General features: G+C 53.7%; 21 protein-coding genes and 1 pseudogene. 15 read left to right on the top strand and 7 right to left on the bottom strand.

Annotation, left to right across the window (positions count from 1 at the left end; genetic code table 11):
* Positions 1 to 84: 84 nt before the first annotated feature.
* The 3 genes from fepC to fepD are packed head-to-tail and all read right to left on the bottom strand — an operon-like array spanning position 85 to position 2,860.
* Positions 85 to 885 (bottom strand): iron-enterobactin ABC transporter ATP-binding protein, encoded by an 801-nt coding sequence (fepC, locus tag AC0IXI_RS18175; protein WP_413498045.1) that lies wholly within the window; start codon positions 883 to 885, stop codon positions 85 to 87.
* Positions 882 to 1,835, bottom strand: a complete 954-nt coding sequence (gene fepG, locus AC0IXI_RS18170; RefSeq protein ID WP_064557650.1) for an iron-enterobactin ABC transporter permease — start codon at positions 1,833 to 1,835, stop codon at positions 882 to 884. The genes fepC and fepG overlap by 4 nt, the downstream gene beginning before the upstream one ends.
* A gap of 35 nt (positions 1,836 to 1,870) precedes the next feature.
* Positions 1,871 to 2,860 (bottom strand): Fe(3+)-siderophore ABC transporter permease, encoded by a 990-nt coding sequence (gene fepD / locus AC0IXI_RS18165; RefSeq protein ID WP_471682891.1) that lies wholly within the window; start codon positions 2,858 to 2,860, stop codon positions 1,871 to 1,873.
* A gap of 141 nt (positions 2,861 to 3,001) precedes the next feature.
* Between fepD and entS the strand changes: the two genes are divergently transcribed.
* A complete protein-coding gene (gene entS / locus AC0IXI_RS18160) occupies positions 3,002 to 4,234 on the top strand; it encodes an enterobactin transporter EntS (RefSeq protein WP_413498043.1) in 1,233 nt (410 codons plus the stop codon).
* A gap of 108 nt (positions 4,235 to 4,342) precedes the next feature.
* On the opposite strand, the gene fepB is transcribed toward entS, so the two are convergent.
* The gene (gene fepB / locus AC0IXI_RS18155) at positions 4,343 to 5,287 is read right to left on the bottom strand and encodes a Fe2+-enterobactin ABC transporter substrate-binding protein (RefSeq protein ID WP_471682890.1); all 945 of its coding nucleotides are present in this window, start codon (positions 5,285 to 5,287) and stop codon (positions 4,343 to 4,345) included.
* Positions 5,288 to 5,490: 203 nt separating this feature from the next.
* Between fepB and entC the strand changes: the two genes are divergently transcribed.
* The 13 genes and pseudogenes from entC to AC0IXI_RS18090 all read left to right on the top strand — a co-directional run bounded on the left by entC (position 5,491) and on the right by AC0IXI_RS18090 (position 17,605).
* Positions 5,491 to 6,672: an isochorismate synthase EntC gene (entC, locus tag AC0IXI_RS18150; protein ID WP_471682889.1), complete on the top strand. Its 1,182-nt coding sequence runs from the start codon at positions 5,491 to 5,493 to the stop codon at positions 6,670 to 6,672.
* On the top strand, positions 6,673 to 8,289 hold the full coding sequence (locus AC0IXI_RS18145) for a (2,3-dihydroxybenzoyl)adenylate synthase (protein ID WP_134183922.1): 1,617 nt from the start codon (positions 6,673 to 6,675) through the stop codon (positions 8,287 to 8,289).
* A gap of 14 nt (positions 8,290 to 8,303) precedes the next feature.
* Positions 8,304 to 9,164: an isochorismatase family protein gene (locus AC0IXI_RS18140; RefSeq protein ID WP_471682888.1), complete on the top strand. Its 861-nt coding sequence runs from the start codon at positions 8,304 to 8,306 to the stop codon at positions 9,162 to 9,164.
* Positions 9,161 to 9,912: pseudogene (dhbA, locus tag AC0IXI_RS18135) on the top strand (2,3-dihydro-2,3-dihydroxybenzoate dehydrogenase). The gene AC0IXI_RS18140 and the pseudogene dhbA overlap by 4 nt, the downstream one beginning before the upstream one ends.
* Positions 9,913 to 10,329: a proofreading thioesterase EntH gene (gene entH, locus AC0IXI_RS18130; RefSeq protein ID WP_134183918.1), complete on the top strand. Its 417-nt coding sequence runs from the start codon at positions 9,913 to 9,915 to the stop codon at positions 10,327 to 10,329.
* 599 nt (positions 10,330 to 10,928) lie between these two features.
* Positions 10,929 to 13,034: a pyruvate/proton symporter CstA gene (gene cstA / locus AC0IXI_RS18125; RefSeq protein ID WP_134183916.1), complete on the top strand. Its 2,106-nt coding sequence runs from the start codon at positions 10,929 to 10,931 to the stop codon at positions 13,032 to 13,034.
* Between the two features lie 53 nt (positions 13,035 to 13,087).
* Positions 13,088 to 13,285 carry a YbdD/YjiX family protein gene (locus tag AC0IXI_RS18120; protein WP_034456870.1) on the top strand — a complete coding sequence of 66 codons (198 nt, stop codon included), beginning with the start codon at positions 13,088 to 13,090 and terminating at the stop codon, positions 13,283 to 13,285.
* Positions 13,286 to 13,300: 15 nt separating this feature from the next.
* Complete coding sequence (locus AC0IXI_RS18115) at positions 13,301 to 14,323, top strand: CobW family GTP-binding protein (RefSeq protein ID WP_471682887.1); 1,023 nt, start codon at positions 13,301 to 13,303, stop codon at positions 14,321 to 14,323.
* A gap of 127 nt (positions 14,324 to 14,450) precedes the next feature.
* Entirely contained in the window at positions 14,451 to 14,552 is a 102-nt protein-coding gene (ivbL, locus tag AC0IXI_RS18110; RefSeq protein WP_134183912.1) for an ilvB operon leader peptide IvbL, read from the top strand.
* 111 nt (positions 14,553 to 14,663) lie between these two features.
* The gene (ilvB, locus tag AC0IXI_RS18105; RefSeq protein ID WP_471682886.1) at positions 14,664 to 16,352 is read left to right on the top strand and encodes an acetolactate synthase large subunit; all 1,689 of its coding nucleotides are present in this window, start codon (positions 14,664 to 14,666) and stop codon (positions 16,350 to 16,352) included.
* 3 nt (positions 16,353 to 16,355) lie between these two features.
* A complete protein-coding gene (ilvN, locus tag AC0IXI_RS18100; protein WP_034456867.1) occupies positions 16,356 to 16,637 on the top strand; it encodes an acetolactate synthase small subunit in 282 nt (93 codons plus the stop codon).
* Positions 16,638 to 16,949: 312 nt separating this feature from the next.
* The gene (locus AC0IXI_RS18095) at positions 16,950 to 17,213 is read left to right on the top strand and encodes an antitoxin (protein WP_064557150.1); all 264 of its coding nucleotides are present in this window, start codon (positions 16,950 to 16,952) and stop codon (positions 17,211 to 17,213) included.
* A gap of 2 nt (positions 17,214 to 17,215) precedes the next feature.
* Entirely contained in the window at positions 17,216 to 17,605 is a 390-nt protein-coding gene (locus tag AC0IXI_RS18090; RefSeq protein WP_422568955.1) for a type II toxin-antitoxin system VapC family toxin, read from the top strand.
* A gap of 54 nt (positions 17,606 to 17,659) precedes the next feature.
* On the opposite strand, the gene AC0IXI_RS18085 is transcribed toward AC0IXI_RS18090, so the two are convergent.
* From AC0IXI_RS18085 to AC0IXI_RS18075, 3 genes are all read right to left on the bottom strand, one after another.
* Positions 17,660 to 18,412: an anti-sigma factor family protein gene (locus AC0IXI_RS18085; RefSeq protein ID WP_424222571.1), complete on the bottom strand. Its 753-nt coding sequence runs from the start codon at positions 18,410 to 18,412 to the stop codon at positions 17,660 to 17,662.
* A complete protein-coding gene (locus AC0IXI_RS18080; RefSeq protein WP_243839598.1) occupies positions 18,409 to 18,858 on the bottom strand; it encodes an RNA polymerase sigma factor in 450 nt (149 codons plus the stop codon). The genes AC0IXI_RS18085 and AC0IXI_RS18080 overlap by 4 nt, the downstream gene beginning before the upstream one ends.
* Positions 18,859 to 18,945: 87 nt before the next feature.
* Entirely contained in the window at positions 18,946 to 19,479 is a 534-nt protein-coding gene (locus tag AC0IXI_RS18075) for a tetratricopeptide repeat protein (protein ID WP_471682885.1), read from the bottom strand.
* 155 nt (positions 19,480 to 19,634) lie between these two features.
* Between AC0IXI_RS18075 and AC0IXI_RS18070 the strand changes: the two genes are divergently transcribed.
* Positions 19,635 to 20,063, top strand: a complete 429-nt coding sequence (locus AC0IXI_RS18070; RefSeq protein ID WP_064516850.1) for an OsmC family protein — start codon at positions 19,635 to 19,637, stop codon at positions 20,061 to 20,063.
* Positions 20,064 to 20,189: the final 126 nt, after the last annotated feature.

Raw genomic sequence — 20,189 nt, 5'->3', positions numbered from 1 at the left:
ATGTCGGATGTCGCTGCGCTAATCCGACCTACGGATGAGCAGGTTTTGTAGGGGGGATTAGCGTAAGCGACATCCACCGATACTTCACGCCCGTCCGAGCGGCACCACCAGCGGCGTATGTGCCACCGGATCTTCAATAATCATGCAGCGCAGGCCGTAAATCGCTTCGATAAGTTCAGGGGTGACAATCTCGGTCGGTGCCCCTTCGGCGATAATCTTGCCGTCCCGCAAGGCGATTAAATGCGTGGCGTAACGGCAGGCCTGGTTCAAATCGTGCAGTACGGCGGCAAGCGTGTAACCTTGTTTTTGGTTGAGGTCGCGCAGCAATTCCAGCAAATCAATCTGGTGGCTGATATCAAGCCAGGTGGTGGGCTCATCAAGCAGCAAAATGGAGGTTTCCTGCGCCAGCACCATCGCAATCCAGGCTCGTTGCCGCTGGCCGCCCGAAAGCGTGTCGACGGGTTGATCGGCCAAATCTTCAATGTTTGTCGCTTTTAATGCCCGCTCGACCGCCTGGCTGTCTTCTTCGCGCCAGCGCGAAAACATCGGTTGATGCGGGTAACGGCCGCGAGCCACCAGTTCCGCCACACTAATATCCCCCGGAGCTGTGGAATTTTGTGCCAGCAAACCCACACGTCGCGCCACTTCTTTGGTGGCAAAACGGTGGATTTCATTGCCGTCGAGCCACACCTGGCCGTGCATCGGTTTCATCAGGCGGCTTAGCGTGCGCAGCAGCGTGGATTTCCCGCAGCCGTTGGGGCCGATAATCGCGGTAAATTTCCCGTCAGGAATGGCCACGGTCAGGCCATCGGCCACCACATGATTGCCATATCCAAGCCGTAATTTTTCGCCATGCAGGCGCGATGGAGTGGAAATCTGGCTCATTTCTTACGGGACTCCTGAATCAACAACGCAATAAGATAAATACCGCCGAGACTTACGGTGACGACGCCGACCGGTAATTGATACGGCATAAACAGATGTTGGGCGCACAGGTCTGCTGCGAGTAACAGCGTTGCGCCGCATAATGCAGATTGCAGCAAACCCCAGCGTGAAGTGGCGCTCAAACGGCGGGCGATGTGCGGGGCGACCAGCGCGATAAACGAAATCGGCCCGGCGAGTGCCGTTGCGGCGGCGGTGAGGATAACCCCCGTTAGCATCAACAGCAGGCGAGATCGCTCCACGGAAACACCGAGCGCGCAGGCGCTGTCATCGCCCATTTCCAGCAAACGCATGCGCCGCACTAACAATGCGCCAGCCACTAATGCCAGCAACATTAACGGTGCTGCCGGGAATAATTTCCCCCAGGTTAAACCGTTCAGGGAACCCGCATTCCACAGCCCTGCGGAAATAGCGGTTTCAAGCGAGGCATGCAGCAATAGCCAGGTATTGAACGCCACCAGCATGGCTCGCACGCCAATACCGATGATTATCAAACGGAAAGTTTCAATACCGTTTCGCCACGCGAGCAACCAGACCACCAGCGCAGTAATAATGCCACCAGCCATGGCGGAGGTAGCAATCGCAGTTTGATGTTGGCCGAACAGCACCATGGCGACCAGAACACCACTCCACGCCCCGGTATTAAAACCCATCACGTCCGGGCTGCCGAGCGGGTTGCGCATCAGTGACTGGAAGATGGCACCACTCACGCCCAGCGCCGCACCAATCAGCAGCGCCATGACAACGCGTGGCAAACGCCATTCAACGACGACCAGTGAGATATTGCGTGGTGCGGAGCCGAGTAGTGCGTCAATCACCTGGTTGACTGATAGTGGCAAAACGCCACTCCCCAGACTCCACAATCCGAGAATAATACTGAGCATTAATAGCATCAGGCTGCTGATTAACAGGCGAGGGGAGAGGCGGTTCAAATTCCTGCTCCTTTACGCTGGCGGCGGACTAAGTAAATGAGCATCGGTGCGCCAATAAATGCGCTCACCACTGAAACACGTAATTCGCCAGGAACCAGCATGCGGCCAACAATATCGGCGAACAGCAATAGCACCGGTGTGGCAATCAAGGTGACGGGAAGCGACCATCGGTGGTCAGCGCCCACCAGCCAACGTGCCAGATGCGGTATCATCAGGCCAATAAAAGCAATTGGTCCGACAGCGGCGGTCGCGCTGCCACACAATAAAGTGATGGCGATTAAACCGAGCAACTGAGTGCGTGCCACTTTGCTGCCAAGTGCAGTTGCGGTATCGGTGCCCATACTCAGGCTGTTTAGAGAACGACTGATAAGCAGCGCAATCGCACCGCCTGCCAGCACGGGCAAGACAATGACTTTCAACGTTGAAAGCGTACGGATATCGAGTGAACCGGCCTGCCAGAAACGTAGCTGGTCATAGACCACTGGGTTAAGTAGCGCGATGCCATTGCTTAAACCTTCGAGCACCGCACCGAGTGCAACACCTGCCAGCGTTAAGCGCACCGGGCTGAGTTGGCCGCCACCCTGACTACCGGTAAATGCCACCACCAGGGCAGCAAACAGCGCGCCTGAAAAGGCAAGCCCAAGGAGCGCCAGAGGAGAGGTCAGACTCCAGACCGCCGCACCCAACACAATGGCAAAACTTGCTCCGGCATTAACGCCAAGCAGGCCAGGGTCAGCGAGTGGGTTTCGGGTCAGGGTTTGCATCAACGCACCGGCAAGGCCCAGCGCGCCGCCCGCAAGAATACCGGCGAGCGTGCGGGGGAGGCGGGCGTCGAGCACGATAGTGCAATCCGCACTCTGGCACTGGCCGCTAAGCGCATCGATAACAACTTCAGCGGGGAGTGATTTTGCACCTAATAACAAACTGAGCGTTGCCATTAAAACGAGTAAAAACAGCAAACTCAGCAGGATGAACCAGCGTGACATACGTTGTATATCCTTCACTTCGTAGCCCTACAAAAATCATGTAAAATTAAATGATAGTTATTATCATTATCACTCTTATTTGTTTATGTTAGCATGAGCCGCCTCGCACCCGGAAAGAAAAATTCGCTTTAAGGCCATGTAATGAACCGCAATTCTTTGCTGCTTAATCTCAGTTTACTCAAGACTCATCCCGCTTTTCGTGCCGTCTTCCTCGCCCGTTTTATCTCCATTGTGTCGTTGGGGTTGTTGGGCGTTGCGGTGCCGGTACAAATTCAGACCCTGACGAGTTCTTCTTTGCAAGTCGGTCTTGCGGTGACGCTAACCGGTTCGGCGATGTTTATCGGTCTGATGATGGGCGGCGTGCTGGCAGACCGCCACGAGCGCCGCCGCCTGATTCTTCTGGCCCGTTCTACCTGCGGCGTCGGCTTTATTGGCCTGACGATTAACGCCGCATTACCTGAACCATCGCTGGCGGCGATTTACCTGCTTGGCGTGTGGGATGGGTTCTTTGGCGCGCTCGGTGTGACTGCGCTTTTAGCCGCAACACCTGCGCTGGTGGGGCGTGAAAACCTGATGCAGGCAAGTGCGATTACCATGCTCACAGTGCGCCTGGGCTCGGTGATTTCACCGATGATCGGCGGGCTGCTGCTGGCGTCGGGCGGCGTGGTGTGGAACTACGCGCTGGCATCCGTCGGCACCTTTATCACTTTGCTGCCGTTGCTGAGTTTGCCGAAACTGGCACCGCCGCCACAAGCGCGTGAAAACCCGCTGCTGTCACTGTGGAATGGTTTACGTTTCCTGGTTGGCCACCCGATTATCGGCGGCATTGCGTTAGTCGGCGCGTTGCTCACGATGGCGAGTGCGGTGCGCGTGTTATATCCGGCGCTCGCCGGGCACTGGCAAATGAGTGCGGCGCAAATCGGCCTGATGTATGCCGCCGTACCACTGGGAGCCGCTATTGGCGCGTTGACCAGCGGGCGTATTGCCCATCACGCGAGTCCGGGCATGATCATGCTGGGAACGGGTGTTGTGTCGTTTATCTCGATTGGCATTTTCAGCCTGATGCCGGTTTGGGGGCTTGGGCTGGCGTGTCTGGCGCTGTTTGGTTATCTCAGTGCGATTAGCTCTTTGTTGCAATACACGCTAATTCAGACGCTTACCCCGGACGGGATGTTAGGGCGTATCAACGGCCTGTGGACTGCGCAGAACGTGACGGGTGATGCGATTGGTGCTGCGATTTTGGGCGGAATGACCGTTGCTATGACGCCTGTTGCGGCTGCAAGCTCGGGTGGTTTTGCGCTAACGATATGCGGGGTTGTGCTGGCGATTGTGCTGGTGCAATTGCGACGTTACCAGCAAACCGTTCCTGCTTAAAACATGAACCATGTCGGATGTCGCTGTGACATCCGACATGGAAAAACCACGCAATCACCTGAAAGCAGTAGGTCGGATTAGCGTTAGCGACATCCGACATGCAATCCATTACTTACTGGCAAACAGCTTACTCATCCGCTCCAGAATCTGAGTGGCACTGTAATAATCCAGACGGAAAGTTTCAGTGCCCAGCGCATAAACTTGCTTGTGCTGCACGGCAGGCAAATGCGAAAGCAGCGGGTTGTTTTCCAGCGCGGTGGCATCTTTTTCATCGCTGGCAAACAGGAACAGACTTTCACCGTTCAAACCTGCGGCCAGGTTTTCCCCACCAAGTTGCACAATGTCATGACGTTTCCCCATGCTCTTACTGGCCTGAATTGTCGCGGGTAACGTCGACAACGTGAAGCCAAGCTGCTGAAGCAATTTCCCTTGTGCAGATTCTGACGTCCACAAGTTCGCCGAATGAGAGGCAGGGGTGTAAACCAGCGCGGTCACCGGCTGCGGTGGCAGTGCCATATGCATTTTTGCTTCGCTCAGATGCTTATCAAAACTGGCAATTCGCCCGGCGGCTTGCTTCTCATGCCCGGTGATGCCACCAAGCTGAGTCAGTAATTGCTGCCAGCTCTTGTCGTCATAATTAATCACAAGCGTTGGTGCGATGGCAGAGAGCTGCTCATAAAGGGCGAGGGCAGAATCACCACCGGTTGCACTAATCAAAATCAAATCCGGCATTTGTGCCGCGACGGCTTCGGCGCTGGCTTCGCCAATATATAAGCGTTGAACGTTACGCTCTTTAGCCACATCTCCCCACTGGCGCAGAAAACCCTGCGCGTCACCCATTCGGTTGCCGGGCGTCGTTGCACCGCTTGCGATAACGGGCGCATCAATGGCCAGCAGAGAGCCGGTTAACGTCACGCTGGTCGAAACAATACGCTGCGGTGCCTGCTCAAACGTGTGCGTACCGTGGCTGTCGGTGATGGTGCGCGGCCAGTCGGCGGCGTGGGCAAAGCTGCTCAGGCAGAAAAGGATTAGTGCGGAGAATCTGATTTTCACTCAATGACATCCTGTAGGAAATTATGCGCAAAGTTATGGTAATGCTTCTCATTTTCACTGTTATGCCATCAGGGTGCAAGCGGCACAATTGTTAAAATAAATTTGCCTTTGTTGACAGCGCGGTGGTTTCTCTTTAGGTTACGACTCCGAAATACAAATGATAATTATTATTAATATCTTTTATCATTTTTGACGGAGGATGGATGGATACGTTACTGGCCCGGCAGCCGCAAGAAAAACAGCTAACTTCTTGTGCCGATAGTTTTTTCTTTATGTCGCCTTATCGCAGTTTCTCGACAAGCGGCTGCTTTACTCGACTCGACTGCCCGGCACTTGATGGTGAAAACCTCAATGGTGGGCTGCAAAAACAGTTGCGTGAAGCGTTCGAAAACGCCAAAAAGCACGGTATCGAGAAGCCCGTTGCCGTAGGTGCAATCCCCTTCGATCCCCGCCAACCATCAGCATTGTTTATTCCTGAAAGCTGGCAGACGTTTTCACGTGCTCAACGCCAGATTGATTCCAGCCAGTGTGGTGCGGCCCAACCGCTGAACATTGCCGCGCGTAAAGCTGTCCCTGAACAAGAAAAATTTATGGCGATGGTGGCGCATGCCGCTGCCGCTACCACCCAGCCGGATATCGACAAAGTGGTGCTCTCGCGCCTGATTGATATTGAAACGGACGCGCCCGTTGACCTCGATGCTTTGCTCAATCGCCTGATTAGCCAAAACCCGACCAGCTACAACTTCCATGTGCCGCTAGCCGATGGCAGCTCGCTGGTGGGTGCCAGCCCGGAATTGCTGCTACGCAAATCGGGCAAGAATTTCAGCTCCTTGCCGCTGGCAGGTTCGGCGCGTCGCGATACAAACAATATCCAGCGCGACAGCGAAATTGGTGCGCAGCTGCTGCGCTCAAGCAAAGACCGCCACGAACACTGCCTCGTGACCCAGGCGATGCGCGATGTTTTGCAGCCGCATAGCCAACATTTAACGCTTTCCGATACGCCGGAACTTATCACCACGCCAACTTTATGGCACCTCGCGACCCCGATTTACGGCCAGGTTGAAGACCATCAACACAACGCGCTTTCGCTTGCCTGCCTGCTGCACCCAACCCCGGCGTTGAGCGGTTTCCCGCACGATGTGGCGCAAAAATTAATTGCCGAACTGGAACCGTTCGACCGCGAACTGTTTGGCGGCATCGTCGGCTGGTGTGACGCCGAAGGTAACGGCGAGTGGGTAGTCACTATTCGCTGCGCCCGCGTGGGCGGTAACCAGGTGCGCCTGTTCGCCGGAGCAGGGATTGTGCCTGCTTCCTCTCCTGAATCGGAATGGCGCGAAACCGGCGTCAAACTTTCCACCATGCTAAACGTATTTGGACTTAATTAAATGGCGATTCAATTCACTCGCTGGCCGGATGAACTGGCCGCTCGCTACCGCGAAAAAGGTTACTGGGCCGACTTGCCCCTTACCGATATTCTCAGCCGCCAGGCCAAAAACGACGCGATTGCGTTAATCGAAGGTGAGCGCCATTACAGTTATCGCGAACTCGAACTGGCCGCTACGCGGCTGGCCTGCGCACTACAGCGCCGTGGCCTGAGCCGTGGTGAAACCGCGCTGGTTCAACTTGGCAATGTGGCAGAACTTTATATCACACTGTTTGCACTGCTGAAGATTGGCGTGGCTCCGGTTAACGCGCTGTTCAGCCACCAGCGCACCGAAATGGAAGCCTACGCTAAGCAAATCGAGCCGGTGGTGCTGATTGCCGATCGCAAACACAGTTTGTTCGCTCATGATGATTTTCTCGAGTCGCTGTGCCAGCAAAACGCATCGCTACGCATGGCTGTGTTGCTCAATGAAAACGATCGTGAACGTTCGCTAAGTGCCTTCATCAACGAAGCGGAAGACAACTTTGTCGCTTCGCCATCGGCGGCCGATGAAGTGGCCTTTTTCCAGCTTTCTGGCGGTAGTACCGGCACGCCAAAACTGATCCCTCGCACTCATAACGACTACTACTACAGCATTCGCCGTAGCGTAGAAATCTGCCGCTTTGATGCGAACACGCGCTTTCTGTGCGCGATCCCGGCGGCACACAACTACGCGCTAAGTTCGCCTGGTTCGCTGGGCGTGTTTTATGGCGGCGGGCGCGTGGTGTTGGCAAATGACCCGAGTGCCACGCTCTGTTTCCCGCTGATTGAACGCCACCAAATCAATGCCACCGCGCTGGTGCCGCCGGCCGTCAGCCTGTGGCTGCAAGCGATTGGCGAGTGGGGCAGCAATAAATCCCTTGAGTCGCTGGCGTTGTTGCAGGTGGGCGGCGCACGTTTGAGCGAAGCGCTGGCCGCGCGTATCCCGGCTGAAATTGGCTGCCAGTTACAGCAAGTTTTCGGCATGGCCGAAGGGCTGGTGAACTACACGCGCCTTGACGACGATAACGATCACATCTTCAAAACCCAGGGCAAACCAATGTGCCCGGACGACGAAGTCTGGGTGGCCGATGAGCAGGGAAACCCGCTGCCATATGGCGAAGTCGGCCGACTGATGACGCGCGGGCCATACACCTTCCGTGGCTATTACCGCAGCCCGGAGCACAACGCCAGCGCCTTTGATGCCAACGGTTTCTACTGCTCGGGCGATTTGATTTCGATTGCCGAAGACGGCTACATCACCGTGCAGGGGCGCGAGAAAGATCAGATCAACCGTGGCGGGGAGAAGATCGCCGCCGAGGAGATCGAAAACCTGTTACTGCGCCACGAAGAGATCGTGCATGCCGCATTGGTTTCGATGGAAGACAGTTTATTGGGCGAGAAAAGCTGCGCGTTTATCGTCGGCAGCCGCCCGTTCCGCCCGGTGGAAATTCGCCGTTATTTGCGTGAGTTAGGTATTGCCGACTTCAAACTACCCGATCGTATTGAAATCGTTGAAAACCTGCCGCTAACCGCGGTGGGCAAAGTGGACAAAAAACGTTTGCGCCAGTTGATTGCTGATAAGCAACTGGCTTCCTGATTGACGGAGAATTTATGGCTATTCCAAAACTGAACGCATACACCTTACCGACGGCTGCCGACATCCCGGAAAACAAAGTGAACTGGGCGTTTGAACCCGAGCGCGCGGCACTGCTGATTCACGATATGCAGGAATATTTCATCGATTTCTGGGGCGACAATTGCCCGATGATCCAGCAGGTTATCGCCAACATTGCCGCACTGCGCGATTACTGCAAGCGCCACAATATTCCGGTCTATTACACCGCGCAGCCTAATGCCCAGAGCGATGAAGACCGTGCGCTGCTAAACGACATGTGGGGGCCGGGTTTAAACAAACACCCTGAACGCCAGAAAGTGGTGGCTGAACTTGCGCCAGACGAGCACGACACGGTGCTGACCAAATGGCGTTACAGCGCGTTTATCCGCTCGCCGCTGGAGCAAGCCTTAAAAGAAACAGGGTGTAACCAGCTCATTATTTGCGGCGTATACGCACACATTGGCTGCATGACGACGGCAACTGACGCGTTTATGCGCGATATCAAACCGTTTATGGTGGCCGATGCGCTGGCTGATTTCAGCCGCGAAGAACACATGATGGCGCTGAAATACACAGCAGGCCGTTCCGGGCGCGTAGTGATGACTCGCGATTTGCTGCCGGAAAGCGCGCCGCAAAACAAACAGCAACTGCGTGAAATAGTCCTGCCGCTGCTTGATGAATCTGACATTCCGGAAGATGACGAAAACCTGATTGATTACGGTCTTGATTCCGTGCGCATGATGGCGCTGGCGGCTCGCTGGCGCAAAATCCACGCCGACATTGATTTCGTGATGCTAGCGAAGAACCCGACGATTGACGCCTGGTGGGCGCTGTTATCGCGGGAAGTCGCGGCATGAACATCGATTTTAGTGGCAAACAAGTTTGGGTAACGGGGGCAGGCAAAGGCATTGGTTACCACACCGCGCGGGCGTTTAGCGACGCGGGTGCGACGGTAATCGGCTTTGATTTGGCGTTTCCGCTGGAGATTTACCCGTTCGCCACCGAAGTGGTCAACGTGGCGGATGCAGACCAGGTGGGCCGCGTGACTCAAAGAATACTTAGCGACGAACAGCAACTGGATGTGTTGGTGAACGCAGCGGGAATTTTGCGCATGGGCGCAACCGATGCCCTGGCGTTGCAGGACTGGCAGGACACATTTGCGGTCAACGTCGGCGGCGCGTTCAATATGTTCCGCGCCGTGATGCCACGCATGCGCGAACAGCGCAGCGGGGCGATTGTCACCGTTGCATCCGATGCGGCACACACGCCGCGTACAGGAATGTCGGCTTATGGTGCATCGAAAGCGGCTCTCAAAAGTCTGGCATTAACCGTTGGCCTCGAACTGGCTCCTTTGGCGTGCGCTGCAATGTGGTATCGCCGGGTTCGACGGATACCGATATGCAACGCACGTTGTGGAAAACACCGGACGCCGAACAGCAGCGTATTCAGGGCTTCCCGGAACAGTTCAAACTGGGTATTCCGCTGGGCAAAATCGCTTGCCCGCAGGAGATCGCCAGCACGATTTTGTTCCTCGCTTCAACGTATGCCAGCCACATCACGTTGCAGGATATTGTGATTGATGGCGGCGCAACGCTTGGAGCCTGAATGAGTATCTGGAAAAGGGAACTTACGCTCGAGGCGCTAAATAAAACCAGCGTCGGAACGATGGTTGAGCATCTCGGTATTGTTTACACACGCATGGACGACGAAAGTCTGGAAGCGCAAATGCCTGTTGATCACCGCACCCAACAGCCATTTGGTTTGCTACATGGCGGCGCGTCTGTGGTGCTGGCAGAAACGCTGGGGTCTATGGCTGGATTTCTGACGACAAGCGAAGGGCAGTGCGTGGTGGGAACGGAGATAAACGCCAGCCATCATCGCGCGGTGGCATCAGGAACGGTGCGTGGAGTATGCAAACCGCTGCATTTAGGACGGTCTTCCCAGGTGTGGGAAATTGCTATTTTTGATGCTCGCGGGAAGCGGTGTTGTACGAGTCGGCTGACGACGGCGCTATTAGGGTGATGCTTATGGCAAGCAGGAGGTTTTCCGTTCACCCGAACGATATTCGATCCCATAATTTCCCGCGAACGGTGAACGTGCCAGGTGGGTAACGCTGGGGCAATTTATACCGGGAACAAGGTCAAAACCGGTTCGGCTTTTGACTTTTACCTTAGCTTTTGACGTTGACCTTTGAGTCCGGCATAAATCGCCTCCGTTTTGACTGTAAGGCCGGGTCGAGCCGTCGGGAACGGCGAGAGGTTGTGATCGCCGGGAGCGAGTCACAACCGACCCTGGGACTGAAAGGAAAAACGGAGGTTTACTGCGAAGCAGCGATTTAATCGCCGGGAGCCGGGATTGCCAAGGGTGCTGCGGTAGCACCCTTGGTCCGTTCACCGTTTCGGTAACTACAGGGATCACTGAACTCTCGGTGAACGGAACCATCACCTATCAAGCAATGGCAGAACCATCACCACATCGTGATCTCCTTAACAAGCTGATGTAAAGACCTGGTCAAACTACTGTATTCCAATGTTTCAATGTTGTTAAATCCATGTGCTTGTTCTAGAACAAAACGGTAATACCGTCTGCCTCTACCTCTGGCTCTACACATGGAAAACAATATGAATAATCCAGGGAAACACCTCATATGGGCTGTGCTTGCACTGATAGGTGCATTCGCGCTCGGCTACATCGCGCTCAATCGTGGCGAACAGATAAACGCATTGTGGATTGTAGTTGCCTCAATCTGCGTTTACCTCATCGCTTATCGTTACTACGGCCTGTTTATCGCTAAACGGGTGTTAACTGTTGATGCCACTCGTATGACGCCAGCTGTGCGCCATAACGACGGGCTTGACTACGTACCTACCGACAAGAAAGTGTTGTTCGGTCACCACTTTGCTGCGATTGCTGGTGCGGGACCGCTTGTCGGGCCGGTGCTTGCCGCGCAAATGGGTTACTTGCCTGGTATGCTCTGGCTGCTGGCTGGTGTGGTGTTAGCCGGTGCAGTACAAGATTTTATGGTGCTGTTTGTCTCAACCCGTCGTGACGGGCGTTCACTGGGCGAACTGGTGAAAGAAGAGATGGGCAACACGGCGGGTGTGATCGCGCTAGTGGCCTGCTTTATGATCATGGTTATCATCCTCGCGGTGCTGGCGATGATTGTGGTGAAAGCGCTGACCCATAGCCCGTGGGGCACCTACACCGTGGCGTTCACCATTCCGCTGGCGTTGTTTATGGGTGTCTATATCCGCTACCTGCGCCCTGGCCGCATTGGTGAAGTGTCGGTTATCGGCCTGGTGATGCTGATATTTGCCATTATTTCTGGCGGTTGGGTTGCCGAAAGCCCAACCTGGGCACCGTACTTTGACTTTACTGGTGTGCAACTGACCTGGATGTTGGTGGGTTATGGTTTTGTCGCCGCAGTTCTGCCAGTTTGGCTGCTGCTGGCACCGCGTGATTACCTCTCAACCTTCCTGAAAATCGGTACCATTATTGGGCTGGCGATTGGCATTTTGATTATGCGCCCAACGCTGCAAATGCCATCGCTGACTAAATTCATTGATGGCACTGGCCCGGTCTGGACCGGCGACTTGTTCCCGTTCTTGTTTATCACCATTGCATGCGGTGCAGTTTCAGGCTTCCACGCGCTGATTGCCTCTGGCACCACGCCGAAAATGCTGGCTAATGAAAACCAGGCTTGCTTCATCGGTTACGGCGGCATGTTGATGGAATCGTTTGTGGCGATTATGGCGCTGGTGGCGGCTTGTGTTATCGACCCTGGCGTCTACTTCGCGATGAACAGCCCGATGGCGGTTCTGGCTCCGGCAGGGACGGTGGATGTCGTCACCTCTGCGGCAAGTGTTGTCAGTAGCTGGGGCTTCCATATCACTCCAGACACCTTAACCAACATTGCCAATGAAGTGGGCGAGCAAAGCATCATTTCCCGTGCAGGCGGTGCACCAACGCTTGCGGTTGGTATGGCGTATATTCTGCATGGCGCGTTGGGCGGCTTGATGGATGTGTCGTTCTGGTATCACTTCGCTATTCTGTTTGAAGCACTGTTCATTTTGACTGCGGTCGACGCCGGTACACGTGCGGCACGCTTTATGCTGCAAGACTTGTTGGGCGTAATCTCCCCAAGCCTCAAGCGTACAGATTCGTTGCCTGCGAACTTACTGGCGACGGCGCTTTGCGTGCTGGCATGGGGTTATTTCCTGCATCAGGGCGTTGTTGACCCCCTTGGCGGTATTAACACCCTGTGGCCTCTGTTTGGTATTGCTAACCAGATGCTGGCGGGTATGGCGCTGATGCTGTGTGCGGTCGTGCTGTTTAAGATGAAGAAACAGAAATACGCCTGGGTGGCGCTGGTGCCAACGGCCTGGCTGCTGTTCTGTACGCTGACTGCTGGTTGGCAAAAAGCGTTCAGCGACAACCCGAAAGTGGGCTTCCTGGCTATCGCTAACAAGTTCCAGGCAATGATAGACAGCGGCAATATTCCCGCGCAATACACTCAGTCTCAGCTTACCCAACTGGTGTTTAACAACCGTCTGGATGCTGGGCTGACCATCTTCTTTATGGTGGTTGTGGTGGTGATTGGTCTGTTTGCGATTAAAACCGCGCGCCAGGCGCTGAGATCGGACACGCCAACGGCGAAGGAAACGCCTTACCAGAAGATGCCTGAAGATGTTGAGCAGATTGTTGCGCAGGCGAAAAGTGCGCACTAAGCCATTCATCCATCTCCCCGTAAGGGGAGGTGGATTTTACGCCCGGAGCTACCATGTTCGACACACTCGCTAAAGCTGGAAAATATCTCGGCCAGGCCGCTAAACTGATGGTTGGCGTCCCTGATTACGACAACTACGTACAACACATTCGTCTGACCCATCCGGAGCAGACGCCAATGACATATGAAGAGTTTTTCCGTGAGCGTCAGGATGCGCGCTACGGCGGAAAAGGCGGCGCTCGCTGCTGCTAAACGAAGGAATTTGACATGAATCAAGCGGTATCTGTCACCCTGTTAACGGGTTTTCTCGGTTCCGGGAAAACCACACTTCTCAACTATTTTCTCGCCCATTGCGACAACGCCACCGTCGCTATTCTTGAAAACGAATTTGGTGCAGTAAATATTGATGGCGCATTGCTCAGAGGCGGTGAAAACGTCAACGTTGTGGAACTGAGCAATGGTTGTGTCTGTTGCAGCGTGCGCGGGGAATTCACCGCAGCATTAAGAGAAATGCTGGAAAAGCGTGCTGCCGGAACGCTGAAATTTGAGCGTCTGATTGTTGAAACTACGGGCCTTGCGGACCCAGCACCTATCGTCCAGACCTTCTTTGTCGATGAACACCTGCGTGAAGCGCTGCGCCTGGATGCGGTTATCGCACTTGCTGATGCCGAACATATCTCACGCCAGCTTGATGAGCATTCGGTTGCGGCGTCACAGCTTGGCTTTGCCGATCGTATTTTGCTGACTAAAGCGGATCGTGTTGATGAAGAGACAAAACAGCTGGCGCTCGATCGGATTAATCGGATCAATAACAAAGCGGATCTGTTTGAGATCGTAAACGGTGAGTGTCCGGAAGAGTTTTGGCTTGATCTTAACGCTTTTGAACTCACCGATAACATCGATGTGGCTGCAGGGTTCCATGTGATTCGTGCTGATACCGGCCACCCCGATCGTTTCCAGCCGTTCCGTAAAATGCCGGCCAAACGCTCCTGGGATGATGCCATTCAGGCGCATGTTTTTGATGCCGGAATGCTGGATGTGAAAAAAATCGGCGCATTTATGGAAAGCTGCATCGCGCGTTTTGGCAACGACATGCTGCGTTATAAAGGTGTACTGGCGATTGCCGATCATCCGCAGCGCTTGATTGTGCAGGGTGTGCATAAAGTGGTGGGTTTTGATTATGGCTCGATGTGGCACCCGTCCGAGTCACGCGTTTCGCGCTTAGTGATTATCGGGCGTTACCTGCCGATTGATGAGCTGCGTCAGGAGTTTGCTGCAACAACCATTTAAACGCTGAAACGCGGATGTGATCTCACGCACGATTTTCATCCATGGCGAATAAAGCTGTTGTGCGAAACGAAGCAGTATGTTTGTATGAAATTCGCTGTTAAAAACACACAACACATTCAGGACCCAAATGACAACTAACCTGCACACATCAGCCCTACTACTAACCGCGCTACCAGCCGCGGTGGTCGTCGTGCGTGTGGTGGTGGTCGTCGTCGGCAATGCGCCGTAGGGTCTGAATCAACACATCGATTCCAAAACCCCGCCGGCGCAAACCGGGCGGGGTTTCTTGTTTTAGTCCCCCGGCCAAAAGCGAAACGGCATAAGAAGAAGGACTGGAGCAATGGCAATTTCGGAAAACCCACCGCAAGCAAACCGTATTACGGGTGCACAATTAATTGTGCAAATGCTTGAACATCATGGCATCACCACCGTTAGCGGTATTCCCGGTGGCACCGTTCTGCCGCTCTACAACGCACTGAGTAAAAGCCAAAAAATCCGCCACATTCTGGCGCGCCACGAACAAGGCGCAGGCTTTATGGCGCAGGGCATGGCACGAACGCAGGGCAAAGCGGCGGTATGCATCGCCTGTAGCGGCCCTGGTGCCACAAACCTGGTCACAGCAATTGCCGATGCGCGACTCGATTCCATCCCGCTGGTGTGTATCACCGGGCAGGTGCCGAAATCGATGATTGGCACCGACGCATTCCAGGAAGTCGACACCTACGGCATCTCCATTCCTATCACCAAACACAACTATCTGGTTCGCGATATTGCTGAACTACCGCAGGTAATTTGCGACGCGTTTCGCATTGCTGAATCTGGCCGCCCTGGTCCGGTGTGGATTGATATTCCAAAAGATGTGCAAACCGCAGAAATCGACATCAACGAGTTGCCGTCTGTTTCCGCACACACTCCAGCACCACAATTTGAAGCCCAACAAATTGCCGATGCTGCCGCGATGATTAACCAGGCGCAGCGCCCGGTGCTGTATCTTGGCGGCGGGGTGATTAATGCCCATGCTGATGCGCGAGCATTGGCCGAAAAAGCTAACCTGCCCACCACCATGACGTTAATGGCTCTCGGCACCGTTCCCGCTAAACACCCGTTATCGTTGGGCATGTTGGGTATGCACGGTGCGCGTAGCACCAACTACATTTTGCAGGAAGCGGATTTGCTGATTGTTTTGGGTGCGCGTTTTGATGACCGCGCGATTGGTAAAACCGAAGAGTTCTGCCCGAACGCGAAAATCATTCATGTTGATATCGACCGCGCTGAGCTGGGTAAAATTAAACAAGCTCATGTTGCCATTCGCGCCGACGTGGGTGAAGTGCTTGAACAATTACTGCCAAAAATTGACGCGAAACCGCGCGAGGAATGGCTGCAACAAGTAGCTGGTTTGCAGCATGAATTCCCGTTCAATATGCCTGGTGCCGATAACCCGTTGACGCCATACGGCCTGATTAACGCGGCGGCCGCCTGTGTGGATGATGAAGCCGTTATCACCACTGACGTAGGCCAACACCAGATGTGGGTGGCGCAAGCGTATCCGCTGAACCGTCCGCGCCAGTGGCTGACTTCTGGCGGCCTGGGAACCATGGGCTTTGGCCTACCAGCAGCGGTAGGTGCGGCATTAGCTGAACCGAATCGCAAAGTGCTGTGCTTCACTGGCGACGGCAGCATCATGATGAATATTCAGGAAATGGCGACTGCTGCTGAACACAATCTGGATGTAAAAATTATTTTGCTCAACAACCAGGCTTTGGGGCTGGTGCATCAACAACAAACATTGTTCTATCAACAAAATGTTTTTGCCGCGACCTATTCAGGGCAGACAAACTTCCTGAAAATTGCCGAAGGTTTTGGCCTCGCAACGTGCGATTTAAACGCAGCCGAAAACCCGCAACAGGCATTGCAAGACGCAATTTCACGACCAGGCCCATGTCTGATCCACGTGCGTATTGATGCCAGCGAAAAAGTATTCCCGATGGTGCCGCCAGGTGCTGCCAATATTGAAATGATTGGAGAGTAAGCGATGCAACAACTAACCGTTATTCTGGAGCTTACGGTGCGTAACCATCCGGGCGTGATGTCTCATATTTGTGGCCTGTTTGCCCGCCGCGCGTTTAACGTTGAAGGCATTCTTTGCCTTCCTCTCCCACAGGGTGATCAGAGCCGAATCTGGCTACAAGTGGCAGACGACCAGCGCCTTGAGCAGATGATTAGCCAGATCGACAAGCTTGAGGATGTGGTGCAAATCAGGCGTGATGCCGATGGCGCAGGCGTATTTGGCAAGCTGACTGCGCTGGTGCAGTAAAAAGATGGTGTAAGGTGGATTAGCGCAAGCGACATCCACCGTTTACGCCGATGGTTTCGGATGTTGTTTCGCTAATCGGGCCAGGGGAAAGGTTTGTCATCAGTCTCATTATTCACTGCAATATCCCATCGTTTTTTCATAATCCTGAAAGCTTCTCGCAAAACCATTCATTGGTTGAAATAAAGCCAACCTAAGTTCACCCATCCAGGATAGATTTGCCGGCACAGACGTTAAACGTACAAGAAGTGAGCTTGTTTGATGTGTTCCATTGGCATATGCTATGGCATAGGCCGATGAGTGTCAGGAGATCCCATGGAACGCGTCGCAAAGCTTTTTAAAAACGGCAGAAACCAGGCGGTGAGGTTACCGGTGGAATTTGAGTTTGATACCGACAGGGTGTATATCCGCAAAGACAAGGATGGAAACGTGATTCTTTCAAAAACACCAGCTAAACCAGAAGGATGGGACAACGTTTTTGCTTTATTGAAAAAAGCAAAAGTGCCGAGTAACTTCCTTGACGAGCAAGAACGTAACCAGGGTACTGCAGACCGAGATCCTTTCGCAGGGATGGACTGACCATGTATATGCTCGATACCAACACGGTGAGCTATCTTTTCCGCCAGCACCCAAATGTGCTGGAAAAGCTTGCCAAAATGCGGCCTTTAGAAATCTGTATATCGAGTATCACGGAAGCTGAGTTGTTGTATGGCGTTGCTAAGCGCAAGAGCAAAGCCTTAACTGCTGCAGTGCAGGGTTTTCTGGAAACAGTCACCGTATACGCCTGGGATAGTGAAGCCGCAAAAAGCTACGGCCAGCTCCGCGCGGCAATGGAACAAAAAGGCCAAGTCATGGGCCACCTTGATCAGTTAATTGCCGCGCATGCCCTTAGCCGAAACGCGACGATTATCACCAGCGATCGTGCGTTTACTATGGTGGCGCGTTTGCGTGTCGAAGACTGGACGGTCTAAGCGTGCACTTTGCAATTTTTGCCTGTGGGCAAGCAAAGTTGCTGCCTGCCTGAACTAAGCTCCGATTGTACTTTGTAGCCGCTCGGCGACTTGACTGACTTGTTCCTCAGAACCATGCCCAATCACCATAAACTGGTGGTTCGCACTTGCCCAATAAACAATATTCATGCCGAACCGTTGTTCGTTCATCTTTTGCATCCCGCGGCCTGAATTTTTTGTAATGCATAACGCCATAGGGCCGTGCACTTCATCAAGCCAGGTAATTTGCGCAATTTTCTGGTTATCATATGCCAGCATTCGTGCGTTTTTTAATACAGCACCTGGTAGCGACAGACTCGAAGAGGAAAGAACGAGGCCTAGCTGCTCGCCCGTTGTCTGCAATTGCGCATCCATAGCCTGGTTTGATGGCGTTTCCGCCAGTGTTTCCGGCGTATAAAGCGCCATATACTGCGCCACTAATTCGCGCCAGTTATCTTCGGGTTGCGTTAAATGAATAATCACTCGATCGCCCACCACGCCAAGTGCCAGGAAACCGACTGCGGCTGCAATCAAATGCCGTCGCGAAACCCCTGAGGTTTTGCGAATTTCAGGAGGGAGGCGCTGTTGTAAGCGCTTAGCCGGGGCCATCTCCAGTAGCGGTTCAAAAGCCGTTTTAAAAGGCAGATTACTGCGTTCCAGTAAAGCCAGGCGCTGAGTAAGAGCCTCGTCCTCAATCAGCCGTTTTTCCAGATCTTTGCGCTGCGCATCACTGAGCTCATTATCCAGATACGCCACCAGCATTTCGTCCGAACCCAGCGGTAGGCTCATGATTTCTCTCCTTTGATTTGCGGCGAGTCTGGCTGGAGTGAGTTGTCCTGAGCGAGGGTAAGGCGTGCAGTAGAAAGGCGGCTCATCACCGTGCCGACAGGCACATTTAGCACTTCAGCTGCTTCCCGGTAAGACAACTCTTCCACATACACCAAAAACACGGTATTCCGCTGGGCTTCCGGCAAACGATTAACCCGCTTCATGACATCGTTAGACCAAATAGGGGCGTCACTGTTTTCTTCGCCGACCAGTTCATCCACATCGACAAAACCTTGCCCACGGCGAATTTGCTGCGCCCGCACTTCGTTAATCCAGATCGAATGCAAAATAGAGAACAGCCAGCGGTCCATACGACTGCCAGTGGCGTATTGTGAGGCGCGTTCGAGCGCCCGCACACAGGTTGCCTGAACGAGATCGTCCGCCACATCCCGCCGGTGTGAGAGCACCAGGCCGTAACGCCACAGGCGGGAGAGGTAGAGAGCGATTTCGTTGCGTATTGTCTCGCTGCTGATTTTTGCCTCCAGAGGCGAATATCAGGATTCCGGGTGGCCATCAATAGCTGCTGCCAGGTCACGATATTCTTCGCAACCTACGCCGCACAGGATTTTGATGGTCGCGAGTTGTTCGCGTGCTAAATCAGGACGATTTTTGATCATGTACGCTTCGCCCAGATATTCGCGAACTTTGGGGTATTTGGGATCAAGCGCCACAGATTTTAAATAATAGCTGATGCCTTCATCCGTGCGGCCAAGCTTGCGGGTGGCGTAACCCCGGTAATTCAGCGCTTCGGCAGTATTGGGATCTTTTAGCGTGTTGAGCATATCCAGTGCTTCCTGATAACGGTCCGCTTTTGCCAGCGCGTAGGCGTAATCGGTACGCGCTTCATCGCCAATCATCCCGCCTTTATCGACCATGCAGGTTTTGGTTTTTGAGTCATAAATTTGCCCTTTCGGGCAGGTTGGCGGAGTGGGCTCGTCACTGCTGCCACCCATCGCCTGAGCATAGCCTGAAAGTAATAAGAAGCTGCTGGCAACAGCAGGTAACAACCAGGGAGAAAAACGGTTCATGGTAAAGCCCTCATGGTGTTCGATATGCAGTGAACACTTGGGGATGAGGATTTATTCGATTTATTTTTACGCGATAAGGATTGCTCTTAGTTGTCAGCAGACCTGGATTCAACTTCTATACTTATGCTTTGCATAAATAAAACAGGAGCACAAAGATGACGATTCATAAGAAAGGGCAGGCTCACTGGGAAGGTGACATTAAACGCGGTAAAGGCACCGTCTCTACCGAGAGCGGCGCATTGAAAGAACAGCCATATGGTTTTAATACCCGCTTTGAAGGCGCAGCTGGTACCAATCCAGAAGAGCTAATTGGTGCCGCACATGCAGCCTGTTTCTCGATGGCGCTCTCGCTAATGCTTGGCGAAGAGGGTTACACAGCAGAAAGCATTGATACGGTAGCCGATGTTTCACTGGATAAAACCGATGGTGGTTTCGCCATCACTAAAATCGCACTGACCAGTACGGTAAAAGTGCCGAATGCAGATAGCGCTAAATTCGACCAGATTATTCAGAAAGCCAAAGCGGGTTGCCCGGTTTCACAATTGATGAAAGCTGAAATCACCCTCGATTACAAACTCAACTAACGTTCTCTACACGCTGCCTCGATGAATTTCGGCGGCAGCGTTGCTCCATTTATTTGCATCCTGGAAGATATGCCGCAAAGCTGAAACCCCCTTCGAACTTCTCTCGCTGTATTCATTGGACCTGCT

This window comes from Buttiauxella sp. AC038 (assembly GCF_979253565.1).
This window is presented reverse-complemented; position numbering and strand designations above follow the sequence as displayed.

Coding starts and splice junctions, on each gene's coding strand:
- fepC (WP_413498045.1), bottom strand. CDS start 885: ATGAGCCAGATTTCCACTCCATCGCGCCTGCATGGCGAAAAATTACGG.
- ilvB (WP_471682886.1), top strand. CDS start 14,664: ATGGCAATTTCGGAAAACCCACCGCAAGCAAACCGTATTACGGGTGCA.
- AC0IXI_RS18145 (WP_134183922.1), top strand. CDS start 6,673: ATGGCGATTCAATTCACTCGCTGGCCGGATGAACTGGCCGCTCGCTAC.
- AC0IXI_RS18140 (WP_471682888.1), top strand. CDS start 8,304: ATGGCTATTCCAAAACTGAACGCATACACCTTACCGACGGCTGCCGAC.
- AC0IXI_RS18090 (WP_422568955.1), top strand. CDS start 17,216: ATGTATATGCTCGATACCAACACGGTGAGCTATCTTTTCCGCCAGCAC.
- AC0IXI_RS18085 (WP_424222571.1), bottom strand. CDS start 18,412: ATGAGCCTACCGCTGGGTTCGGACGAAATGCTGGTGGCGTATCTGGAT.
- entS (WP_413498043.1), top strand. CDS start 3,002: ATGAACCGCAATTCTTTGCTGCTTAATCTCAGTTTACTCAAGACTCAT.
- ilvN (WP_034456867.1), top strand. CDS start 16,356: ATGCAACAACTAACCGTTATTCTGGAGCTTACGGTGCGTAACCATCCG.
- AC0IXI_RS18075 (WP_471682885.1), bottom strand. CDS start 19,479: ATGAACCGTTTTTCTCCCTGGTTGTTACCTGCTGTTGCCAGCAGCTTC.
- cstA (WP_134183916.1), top strand. CDS start 10,929: ATGAATAATCCAGGGAAACACCTCATATGGGCTGTGCTTGCACTGATA.
- ivbL (WP_134183912.1), top strand. CDS start 14,451: ATGACAACTAACCTGCACACATCAGCCCTACTACTAACCGCGCTACCA.
- fepD (WP_471682891.1), bottom strand. CDS start 2,860: ATGTCACGCTGGTTCATCCTGCTGAGTTTGCTGTTTTTACTCGTTTTA.
- AC0IXI_RS18070 (WP_064516850.1), top strand. CDS start 19,635: ATGACGATTCATAAGAAAGGGCAGGCTCACTGGGAAGGTGACATTAAA.
- fepG (WP_064557650.1), bottom strand. CDS start 1,835: ATGCTATTAATGCTCAGTATTATTCTCGGATTGTGGAGTCTGGGGAGT.
- AC0IXI_RS18120 (WP_034456870.1), top strand. CDS start 13,088: ATGTTCGACACACTCGCTAAAGCTGGAAAATATCTCGGCCAGGCCGCT.
- entC (WP_471682889.1), top strand. CDS start 5,491: ATGGATACGTTACTGGCCCGGCAGCCGCAAGAAAAACAGCTAACTTCT.
- AC0IXI_RS18095 (WP_064557150.1), top strand. CDS start 16,950: ATGGAACGCGTCGCAAAGCTTTTTAAAAACGGCAGAAACCAGGCGGTG.
- entH (WP_134183918.1), top strand. CDS start 9,913: ATGAGTATCTGGAAAAGGGAACTTACGCTCGAGGCGCTAAATAAAACC.
- AC0IXI_RS18115 (WP_471682887.1), top strand. CDS start 13,301: ATGAATCAAGCGGTATCTGTCACCCTGTTAACGGGTTTTCTCGGTTCC.